Genomic DNA, 10,632 nt, shown 5'->3' with positions numbered 1-10,632 from the left:
GACCGGCAACTCATGCTGTTGCGAATCCAACTCCTATAAATACACGGATGGCAGGAGGTTCTTACCGACAATGCGCTTGATCGGCTGGGGATGTACTAGCGAAACGGCAGGCATGGTGTCGAGGAAAGTTTGAAGCTATGCAGCCACTACGAGGTCGGGTTTTTAGTACCTTTTCATGGTCAATTTAACCTCGGCAGAGGACGGTAAATTCTACCCAGCGGCAATCTATGCATTGATTTAAAAAGGGTTTTTTCTGGCATGGTTTTTGAGGAGCGTAGTCTGCTTTTTAAAGTCCATTGGAGAAACCTATGCGTGAAGTAATTGCATTCTGCTGCATGTTGCTATGTGCGTCGGCCTTGGCTGACGAAGTTATTTCTGAGGTACCCGACAATACTGTAGGTGGTGGTTTCGGCGCCGGGTCAGGAGTGTTACTTGGAGGGGCGCTTGGAGGGCCAATTGGCGCTCTGGTCGGTGCAGGGATCGGGGCCTTGGGCGGTGCTGAGGTTCAAGAGGTGACCGGTGCCAGCGGCCGTGCTTATGTTGTGCGCGACGAGCAGGGGCACGAGCGAACTGTGCGCTCGCCAAATGGCAGATTCCAGATCGGCCAGCAAGTAAGTGTCAGAGGCAACCGTCTCAAGCCCCTCTAACGTGATAGATAGACAAGAGTGCATGGATGCTGGCTACAGGATCGTCATTATCTGCCGACGACGGTGCTGCGTTTTTCCTCGATCAGTCGGCGACTTGCTCGGGGGCGAGGTCGATAGGTCGGAACACCTTCGCATTTCATCCCCGGTCAAAAATGGCGTGATTGAGTTCGAGCGCAATCGAAGGATTTACTCATGTTTCTGCCTTTCGGGCCGGCTACCTTTGTCGACATGACGTTGATGCTGTGTAACGCACCGCTAGCTTGGCTGATTAGTGCCGCAGGGACGGTATTCAATCAGCGGGTCCTTGGTCTTGACCTTGAGTGGCAAATAGCCATCATGGTGCGCTCAAGATGTGCCCCCTCACGGCCGATACCGTGCAAACGCCCCGCAAAGACGAGTGAACTCACGCCCCATGAACAGAAGTCTTCGTTTCAGTCACAAAATTTTGATTGCCGCGTCATTGATCGTAATGCTCGCTTTCGCCCTTTTCACTTTGTACAACGACTACCTGCAGCGTAATGCCACTCGCACCAGCCTGGAAAATTACCTGGCTGAAATGGGCGAATCGACCTCTACTAACATCCGCAATCTGTTGGAAGGGCGGATCAGTCTGGTGGAAAACCTGGGGCAGAATATTGCCCAGGATCCCACTGATGCTGAAACCCTGATGGGTCAGAAAGCCCTGATTTCGAGCTTCCTCACCGTGTACCTGGGTAAGGTTGACGGTGGCTTTAGCGTTCGGCCGGATTCCACGATGCCTGAGGGTTACGATCCGCGGACGCGGCCTTGGTACAAGGATGGGATGGCTGCCAGTGGTGCCGTGCTCACTGAACCTTACATTGACCTGACCACCAACAAGATGGTCATTGGCATCTTGAGCAAAGTGTCCAGTAGCGTTGGTGTGGTTGGTGGCGACCTGTCGCTGGACGGCCTGGTGCAAATCATCAACTCGCTGAAATTTGGCGGCATGGGATACGCCTTCCTGGTTAACGACCAAGGCAAGATTCTGGTCCATCCGGATCAATCACTGGTGATGAAGTCGTTAGCGGATCTGTACCCAGGACGCACACCTAAACTGTCCGCTGAGCTGACTGAGGTTCAGGTAGACGGCCAGGACCGTCTGCTGACCTTCACGCCGATCACAGGCCTGCCGTCGGCCAACTGGTACATTGGCTTGTCCATCGATAAGGACAAGGCCTACGCAATGCTCAGTGAGTTTCGCACCTCTGCAATCATTGCCACTGTGATCGCGCTGGCCATCATTATCGGCCTGCTTGGCTTGCTGATTCGAGTATTGCTGCAACCGCTGCTGACCATGACCCGCGCCATGGAGGACATCGCCGAAGGTGAAGGTGATCTAACCAAGCGCCTGGCCATTCACAGTCAGGACGAATTCGGTGACCTGGGTAAGGCGTTCAACCGTTTTGTCGAACGTATTCACACCTCGATCCGTGAGGTTTCCTCGGCTACCGAACAAGTCAATGAAGTCGCGCTGCGCGTGGTCAGTGCCTCGAACTCTTCGATGGTCAATTCTGACGAGCAATCCAATCGTACCAACAGCGTGGCGGCCGCGATCAATGAGCTTGGCGCTGCGGCGCAGGAAATTGCCCACAACGCTGCCCAGGCTTCGCAGCAAGCAAGTTCGGCACGTCACCTGGCAGAAGAAGGTCAGCAGGTGGTCGATCGCAGCATCGCCGCCATGAACCGTCTCTCGGACCTGATCTGCACCTCGAGCTCGCACATCGAAACGCTCAACAACAAGACGGTGAATATCGGCCAGATACTCGAAGTGATCACCAGCATTTCCCAGCAAACCAACCTGCTGGCGCTCAACGCCGCGATCGAAGCTGCTCGGGCGGGCGAAGCCGGTCGCGGTTTTGCTGTGGTCGCCGATGAAGTGCGCAACCTTGCGCATCGCACCCAGGAGTCTGCACAGCAGGTGCAGAACATGATCGAGGAGCTGCAGGTAGGCGCTCGCGAGTCAGTTGACACTATGGGGCAGAGCCAGCGCCACAGCCAGGACAGTGTCGAAATCGCCAATCAGGCGGGCGAGCGTCTTGGCAGCGTAACCCTGCGCATTGGCGAAATCGATGGTATGAACCAGTCTGTTGCTACCGCCACTGAAGAACAAACCGCCGTGGTTGAGTCGATCAACATGGACATCAACGAAATCAACATGCTGAACCAGGAAGGCGTGGAGAACCTGCAGTCGACCCTGCGCGCCTGCGCTGACCTTGAGCAACAGGCTACACGCTTGAAGCATCTGGTTGGCAGTTTCCGTATCTAAGCCGTTTCAGTGCCAAATACCCACGCCTTTTACTTCCAGTAACAGGCGTGGGTCATGCGGTTTCTTCAGCTTCAGGGTACTGCGTTCACCGATGGTGCGGGTCAGCAGATCATCTCATCAAGCGAGCGGATGCGTTTGTGTAGTGTCGGCTGCACCAGGATCTTTCCCGGCCAAAGCCCACAACAGGCGTTGTGGGCGCTCATTTCAAGCAGGCATCAAGGTATTGCTTGTTCGCCGTCCTCGTCCTTGCGATGTGCCCAGTGATAAAGAGCCGGTAGTACCAGCAAGGTCAGTGCGGTGGATGACAGGATGCCGCCAATGACCACGGTCGCCAGCGGGCGTTGAACTTCAGCGCCGGTGCCGGTGGCCAATGCCATCGGGATGAAGCCAAGCGAGGCGACCAGCGCGGTCATCAATACAGGCCGCAGTCGAGTGAGCGCACCCTCATCAACGGCGACGCGCAGGGTGCGGCCTTCTTCGCGCAGGTTGCGGATAAAGGAAATCATCACTAAGCCGTTGAGCACCGCAACACCCGACAGGGCGATGAATCCAACTCCGGCAGAGATCGACAGTGGGATGTCGCGCAGCCACAGTGCGAGCACACCTCCCGTCAACGCAAAGGGAATGCTGGTGAACACCAACATGCCGTCCTTGAGGTTGTTGAACATCAGGAACAACAAGGTCATGACCAGCAGCAGGGCGACGGGTACGACGATCTGCAGGCGTTTGGCTGCAGATTGCAGCTGTTCAAACTGACCGCCCCACGTGGTCCAGTAACCAGCAGGAATCTCGACGCTCGAAGCGAGGGTTTCGCTGGCTTGCTCGACGAACGAACCCAGATCGCGGCCGCGAACGTTCGCGCTGACTACCACGACACGTTTGCCGTTTTCCCGACTGATCTGGTTTGGCCCCAGTTGCAGGTCGAGATTGGCCACCTGGGACAGTGGGATGAAGCCGATTTGACCGGCACCCTGAGCGGCATTCGCTGGCACCGGTATCAGCAGGCTCGACAGTCCATTGACGTCGGTGCGCAGCGTTTCTGAAAGTCGTACGACCATGTCGAAGCGCCGGTCGCCCTCATACAGCGTGCCAGCCTGACGCCCACCTACGGCGATGGCCACAGCATCTTGTACGGCACCAATGTTCAGGCCATAGCGAGCCGCTTTCTCACGGTCGATGTTGATGGTCAGGACGGGCAAGCCGGTGGTCTGCTCCACCTTCACCTCGGAGGCACCCTCGACCCCTTGCAGTGCGGAAGCAATTTTCGCGGCGGTACGGTTGAGCACCTCCATGTCATCACCGAAGATTTTCACCGCCACGTCACTTCGCACACCGGAAATCAGTTCGTTGAAGCGCAGTTGAATCGGCTGTGACATCTCGTAGTTGCTGCCTGGCACGCTGGCGGCGGCCTTTTGCACGTCGGCAATCAGTTCATCGCGCGACTTCTTCGGATTTGCCCACTGATCCTTGGGCTTGAGCATGACGTAGGCATCGGAAATGTTGGGTGGCATCGGATCAGATGCAATTTCTGCGGTACCGGTACGGGCGAACACACGTTCAACCTCGGGGACTTGCTCTATCAGCGCTTTTTCCAAGCGCTGTTGCATATCGACCGATTGCGTCAGGCTTGTTCCAGGCACACGTAACGCCTGCAAGGCGAAGTCGCCCTCGCTAAGGCTGGGTATGAACTCGCTGCCCATTCGGCTTGCCATCACACCGGTGAGCAGTACCAGGCCAACGGCTGCCGAAAACGCCAGATTGCGGTGGCTGAGTACCCAACGCAGGATCGGCGCGTAGCGCAGACGAGCGTGGCGCATTACCAGGCCTTCCTCTTCCTTGACCTTGCCAGTCACGAACATGGCAATCGCAGCCGGCACGAAGGTGACGGAAAGAATCATCGCGCCAAGCAGCGCGATCGCCACGGTGAAGGCCATCGGGTGGAACATCTTGCCTTCGACACCGGTGAGGGCAAAGATCGGCAGGTACACCACCATAATGATCAACTGACCGAAGATCAGCGGTCGTCGAGCTTCGCCGGCAGCGGCGAACACTTCATGGAACCGCTCTGCCTTAGTCAGTAGGCGCCCGTGTTTATGCTGGGCCTGGGCGAGGCGGCGGACCGCGTTTTCAACGATTACCACCGCGCCGTCAACGATGATGCCGAAGTCCAATGCGCCAAGGCTCATCAGGTTGGCGCTGACTTTGTTGGTATACATGCCCGTGAACGTAAACAGCATCGACAGCGGAATCACCATGGCGGTGATCAGGGCTGCACGGATGTTGCCAAGGAACAGGAAGAGGATGGCGATGACCAGAATCGCCCCTTCGATCAGGTTCTTTTTGACCGTCGCAATCGCTTTTTCAACCAGATTGGTGCGGTCATACACGGTAATGGCGACCACGCCCTTGGGCAACGTGCGGTTGATCTCGGCGAGCTTGGCCGCTACCGCCTGGGATACTGTCCGGCTGTTCTCGCCAATCAGCATGAACACCGTTCCCAGCACTACTTCGCGACCGTTTTCGGTTGCGGCGCCGGAGCGCAACTCCTTGCCGATACCAACTTCTGCAACGTTGCTGACCCGAATAGGCGTGCCATCGACGCTGGAAATCACGATGTTGGCAATGTCTTCGATGCTACCGACCTGGCCCGGGGCGCGAATCAGCAATTGCTCGCCGCTGCGTTCCACATAGCCGGCGCCGACGTTGGCATTGTTGCTTTCCAGGGCCGCAACCAGATCGTTGAGGGTCAGTTTATAGGCGGCCAGACGCTTGGGGTCCGGTGCAATCAGGTACTGTTTGGCATAGCCGCCGATGGTGTTGATCTCGGCCACACCCGGCACGTTGCGCAACTGCGGCTTGATGATCCAATCCTGGATTACGCGCAGGTCCGTGGGTGTGTAGGGCGAGCCATCTTCCTTGACCGCGCCTTCCTCGGTTTCGACGGTCCATAGGAAAATTTCACCCAAGCCAGTGGACACCGGGCCCATCAAGGCTTCGACACCTTCGGGCAGTTGCTCCTTCGCCACTTGCAAGCGTTCGTTGACCAATTGGCGCGCAAAGAAAATGTCGGTGCCATCTTCGAAGATGACTGTTACCTGGGACAATCCGGAGCGCGACAAGGAGCGGGTTTGCTTGAGCCCAGGCAGGCCGGCCATTGCCGTTTCAACGGGAAAAGTAATGCGCTGCTCGGTTTCAAGCGGCGTATAGCCAGGCGCTGCGGCGTTGATCTGCACCTGGACGTTGGTGATATCCGGCACTGCGTCGATGGGCAGCTTTTGATAGCTGTAAATGCCGATGCCAGCCATTAGCAGCACCGCGATCATTACGACGATGCGCTGCTCGATGGCAAACCTGATGAGACGTTCAAACATGGGTAGTCACCTCTTCCATTCGCATCAGTGGCTGTGCTCGGCGGACGCTTTGCCAAGCTCGGACTTGAGCGTGAAGCTGCCACTTGCTGCTACTTGGGTACCGGGCGCGAGGCCCTCGGTGATTTCCACAAAGCCTTCATCACGACGACCCAGTTTCACTGGGAGGGTGTCGAAGCCGTCGGATGTACGGGCAAATACAGAAGGTTTTTCCTCTACGGTTTGCACCGCAGACTCCGGAACGGCGACCGCTGCGCGCGTGGTCTGTACCGTGACGGCAATGTTCACGAACAAGCCCGGGCGCCAGGCACCGTTTGGATTAGTCAACGTCACCCGCACGGTGGCAGCGCGATTCTGCTCGCCGAGCAAACTGCCGACGTAGCCAATCCTGCCATCCACCTGGGCATTCATATCGGGTGAAGAGACTCTGACTTCGCGCCCACTCACGACCTTGCTCAGTTCGCCAGGAGGAACGGCAAAGGTGGCCCACACCTGGCTCAGGTCGGACAGAATGAAGGCATTGGTGGCTTCGCTGACCACTTCGCCAATGGCCAGATGCTTTTCAACGACAACAGCGTTGAAGGGCGCGCGTAGCTCGTAGCGATTACCACCTGCAGAACTGACTGAGGCGCCGATGGCCGCCACTTTTTGTCGCGCATTGGCCAGGGAAATTTCCGCTTCCTGCATCGCTTGGCGTGCTTGCAGGTAGTCTTGCTCAGCAGAGATCTTGTCCTGCCAAAGTTGTTTCTCGCGCTCGAAGGTCAGGCGTGCCAGTTCCATTCGACGCTGGGCTGCTTGCTGTTCGCTACGCAAATCGGAAATCTGCTGACTGGCAATCACCGCAAGCAGTTGGCCTTTTTTGACCGACTCTCCCAGATTGGCATGAACGCTTTCTACAACCCCTGGAACCCGCGGAACGATGTGTGCGGTGAGGTCTTCGTTGAAGCGAATTTCGCCAGGAAAGCTGGCAATCATACCCAGCTCCCTGGGCGCGGCAACGACCAGTTCGATCCCGGCAGTCTTGATCTGCTCGGCACTGAGCGTCAGCTTGCCTTCCTCGTCATGCCCAGCTTCTCGGTGAGCATCTTCATCGCCCTGCTGGCCTGCGCTTGGCAAAGCTTTTGGGTCATGGTCATGACCATCTTCCTCGCCGTGCTCGGCACTGCCGGGGACCTGCTGCTTGGCGTTGGAATCCCAGGCTAGGCTGCCAAACCCCAGGGCTGCCACCACGGCAACGGCAAGGGCGAACTTGCGTTTCGTATCCATTGTTACTCCTGCTGATCGTAGGCATGGATGCGTTCAGGCGCGCATGCCGAAGAAAATGTCTGGTCTGCTCAACGGCTGACGGCAAGCGCCCCGAGGTCGCCAAAAACCCTTTCCACCTGAGCACGAGCGTTGGTTGCAGCTTCCAGGGAGCCGAGGTACTGGCTGCGAGCGGTGATCAACGTGCGCTGGGCATCCAGTACTTCGATAAAACCGAATTTGCCCATCTCAAAGCCGCGGGTTGCGGTGTCGACTGCTTGCTGGGCCGAGGGCAGGATGCTCTTGTCGTAGGACTCAACCTCCTGCATGGCGGTGGTCCATTGGTTAAGCGCTGTCTGGGTTTCGCTGCGCAGCCTCAACTCCACAGCGTTTCGTTGGTCGCGGGCCTGATCGGCGCGGCGCGCAGCAGAAAGAATGTTGCCTTGGTTACGATCGAACAGCGGTAGGGGCATCGACAGTCCGACGACGTTGACCTGCTCGCGAACCGAGCGGTCATATTGGCTGCCCACGCTCACCGTTAAATTTGGGATGCGCTGGGCCTTTTCCGAACCCAGCGAGGCGTCGCTTTGGTCGATCTGCGCAAGTGCTTGGCGCATCTCGGCGGTTTGCTCAAGCGTGCTCAACAACGTTGCCGAGCGTGGTGGCATACCCGGGGACAAGGAGGGAGAGTCGAGCCGGTCGAATACGGTAACGGCATTTCCGGTCACTTGGGCCAACTGTTGATAGGCATTGGCTTTATCTGTTTGCGCACGGCGCAGTTGCAGCTTGGCTTCCGCCAGTTGCACCTGGGCCCTAGTCGCCTCTACCGGTGACGATTTCCCAGAACTGACGCGACCGTCGACAATGCGCAATCCACGTTCTGTAAGCGCTAGCGACTGATTGGCCAACTCGACACCGGCTTGCGCACGCAGGGCGGCGTAGAACGCTTGCACGACGTCTGCTCGCAGGCTGTTCACACTGCGTTCCAATGCCATCTGAGCGATGCTCTGGCCAAACGTCGCCACTTCGATTCGGGCAGACCGCTTACCGCCCAGTTCCAGCGGTTGGGCGAGGGTGACGGTAGTGGTACTGGTGTCACGATCGGTGTCCTCGACCTCGTATGAAAGCTCGGGGTTGGGGATAAGTCCTGCTTGCTGGCGAGCGCCCTGGGCGATGCCTATTTCCTGACGCGCTGCCGCCAGATCGGGATTTGCCTCCATGGCAGTGGTCAGTGCCTCGGACAGGCTGATGGTCTGCTGAGCGAATGCTGTCGGGGTGATTGCCCCAACTACGAGTGTGCAGAGCGCGGCGCACTTCCAGGAAACAGGGATCTTGAACAAGGCATTTCGGCTGTACCAGGGCACTAGTAGGGTCCTCGAGCGCAAACTTTCGAGAGCTTGGCGAGAACGCCGGGACAACAGCCAAGCCCAACGGAATAGGTGCTGGCACTCTAATAAGCGCTAGCTATCACAGGCGTGGCTGGAACATTACAATTCTGTAATCAATGGTGGCGGGTGCAGGTGACAAAACTGTAATGCTCTTATCACTCTCCCGTTATCTATCGGCTGTCACTTTTGTTCAGGCGCTGTGCTTGGCGTACGTTTCGGATAGAACAAATCAATACCGGGCCGAAAATATAATAAAAGCTGCCGTATTAAAGGAGCATTGAATGAGCCGTAAACTCTCGTTTTATCTCGCAGCAATGTCTGCTTTATCTGCAAGTTACGCTGTTTCAGCTCAAGCTGAAGAACAAGCGGAAGGGTTCATTGAAGGCAGTAGCCTGACGGTACTGAACCGAAATTTTTATTTCAATCGTGATAACCGTGATGGCGCTGCCGCAACTTACAACAGCGGCAAGGGCGACACGAATGGCTATTCCGAAACATGGGCGCATGCGATCATCACCCACTTCAACTCGGGTTTTACCCAAGGCACAGTTGGCTTTGGTGTGGATGCCTTTGCAATGATCGGCTTGAAGCTCGATACGGGTGATGGCAGGAACGGTGGGCGCAGCTCGTTCGACGTCTTGCCCGTCAATCACGATGGTGAGGCACGTGACGAGTACACCAAGATCGGTGGGGCAGCCAAGGTCCGCTTGCTCGACACCGTGGTCAAAGTCGGTGACGTTTTCCCTGCCAACCCGGTTGTCGCGGCGGGGGACTCACGCCTGCTGCCAGAAAGCTTTCGTGGTGTGACGGCTGAAAATACCAGTATTGAAGGCCTTACCCTGCAGGGCGGGCGTTTGCACTCGATGAGCCAGCCCGTTTCCAGTGACATGCGCGAAAATTTTGCGACGTTCTACGCAGGTGCAGTTAATTCGCCTTGGATTGCTTATGGCGGTGGAGACTATGAAATCAACGATAGGGTTACCGTCAGCCTGTTCAGCAGTCGCCTGAAGGATGTCTGGAATCAATATTATGCAGGCACCAGCCTTACCTATCCATTGAGCGATGACCTGGCACTGATCGGTGGCTTTAACTATTACAAAGCTGTTGATGAGGGCAAACAACTGCTAGGCGAGTTCAACAACAGCATCTGGAGTGGCAAGATTGGTGTTAGTTATGGCGGCCATACCCTGGCACTGTCACATCAGCAGAACAACGGTGATGACGACTTCGACTACTTGCGCCAATCCGATTCGATATTCTTGGATAACTCGATTCAGTACAGCGACTTCAACTCGCCAAAAGAGCGCTCGTGGATGCTTCGCTATGACTTGAACATGGCCGCCTACGGGATTCCCGGTCTGTCATTCATGACCCGTTACGCCAAGGGTACCGATGCTGACTATTCGAACGCTAACCAGTTCTATATGCGCACGGACGACAACGGCAATCCGCTGACTGACCAAAAACGCTGGGAGCGCGACATCGAAGCTAAATACGTCGTTCAGACAGGCCCGGCGAAGGATCTTTCATTTAGGGTACGCCAGGCCAATACGCGCGCCACAGCCTTCGAGTCCGATCTGGATGAAGTGCGGCTAATTGTCGAGTATCCACTGTCGATACTGTAAGTCTCGGTAAATAGGTTTCCTCAGGGTGCCGATTTACTTCAGCTGTCCAATAGTGGCAGCTCAATGTATTCACCC

At 56.7% G+C, this 10,632-nt stretch carries 6 protein-coding genes and 1 pseudogene; 4 read left to right on the top strand and 3 right to left on the bottom strand.

Annotation, left to right across the window (positions count from 1 at the left end; translation table 11 throughout):
- Positions 1-308: 308 nt before the first annotated feature.
- The 3 genes and pseudogenes from H8F21_RS01620 to H8F21_RS29910 all read left to right on the top strand — a co-directional run bounded on the left by H8F21_RS01620 (position 309) and on the right by H8F21_RS29910 (position 2,934).
- A complete protein-coding gene (locus H8F21_RS01620; RefSeq protein ID WP_203541764.1) occupies positions 309-647 on the top strand; it encodes a hypothetical protein in 339 nt (112 codons plus the stop codon).
- Between the two features lie 412 nt (positions 648-1,059).
- A pseudogene (locus H8F21_RS29915) lies at positions 1,060-2,076 on the top strand (cache domain-containing protein); the annotation flags it as partial.
- 93 nt (positions 2,077-2,169) lie between these two features.
- Positions 2,170-2,934, top strand: coding sequence for a methyl-accepting chemotaxis protein (locus H8F21_RS29910; protein WP_413243025.1), 765 nt, complete (start codon positions 2,170-2,172; stop codon positions 2,932-2,934).
- A 215-nt stretch (positions 2,935-3,149) separates the two neighbouring features.
- Here the strand turns inward: H8F21_RS29910 and H8F21_RS01610 are convergent, their stop codons facing one another.
- From H8F21_RS01610 to H8F21_RS01600, 3 genes are all read right to left on the bottom strand, one after another.
- Positions 3,150-6,305, bottom strand: a complete 3,156-nt coding sequence (locus tag H8F21_RS01610; RefSeq protein WP_203583914.1) for a CusA/CzcA family heavy metal efflux RND transporter — start codon at positions 6,303-6,305, stop codon at positions 3,150-3,152.
- A 24-nt stretch (positions 6,306-6,329) separates the two neighbouring features.
- On the bottom strand, positions 6,330-7,568 hold the full coding sequence (locus H8F21_RS01605) for an efflux RND transporter periplasmic adaptor subunit (protein WP_203477201.1): 1,239 nt from the start codon (positions 7,566-7,568) through the stop codon (positions 6,330-6,332).
- A 68-nt stretch (positions 7,569-7,636) separates the two neighbouring features.
- Positions 7,637-8,908, bottom strand: a complete 1,272-nt coding sequence (locus H8F21_RS01600) for a TolC family protein (protein ID WP_203477203.1) — start codon at positions 8,906-8,908, stop codon at positions 7,637-7,639.
- Positions 8,909-9,246: 338 nt separating this feature from the next.
- Here H8F21_RS01600 and H8F21_RS01595 point away from each other — a divergent pair, with 338 nt between their 5' ends.
- Positions 9,247-10,557 carry an OprD family porin gene (locus H8F21_RS01595; RefSeq protein WP_236042846.1) on the top strand — a complete coding sequence of 437 codons (1,311 nt, stop codon included), beginning with the start codon at positions 9,247-9,249 and terminating at the stop codon, positions 10,555-10,557.
- The last annotated feature ends 75 nt before the right edge of the window (positions 10,558-10,632 follow it).

Origin of the sequence: Pseudomonas arcuscaelestis, assembly GCF_016881005.1 — a bacterium.
Lineage (GTDB): Bacteria > Pseudomonadota > Gammaproteobacteria > Pseudomonadales > Pseudomonadaceae > Aquipseudomonas > Aquipseudomonas arcuscaelestis.
This window is presented reverse-complemented; position numbering and strand designations above follow the sequence as displayed.

What these genes read in the sequence shown, in the direction of transcription:
- H8F21_RS01605 (WP_203477201.1), bottom strand. Translation starts at nt 7,568, where the DNA reads ATGGATACGAAACGCAAGTTCGCCCTTGCCGTTGCCGTGGTGGCAGCC.
- H8F21_RS01595 (WP_236042846.1), top strand. Translation starts at nt 9,247, where the DNA reads ATGTCTGCTTTATCTGCAAGTTACGCTGTTTCAGCTCAAGCTGAAGAA.
- H8F21_RS01610 (WP_203583914.1), bottom strand. Translation starts at nt 6,305, where the DNA reads ATGTTTGAACGTCTCATCAGGTTTGCCATCGAGCAGCGCATCGTCGTA.
- H8F21_RS01620 (WP_203541764.1), top strand. Translation starts at nt 309, where the DNA reads ATGCGTGAAGTAATTGCATTCTGCTGCATGTTGCTATGTGCGTCGGCC.
- H8F21_RS29910 (WP_413243025.1), top strand. Translation starts at nt 2,170, where the DNA reads ATGGTCAATTCTGACGAGCAATCCAATCGTACCAACAGCGTGGCGGCC.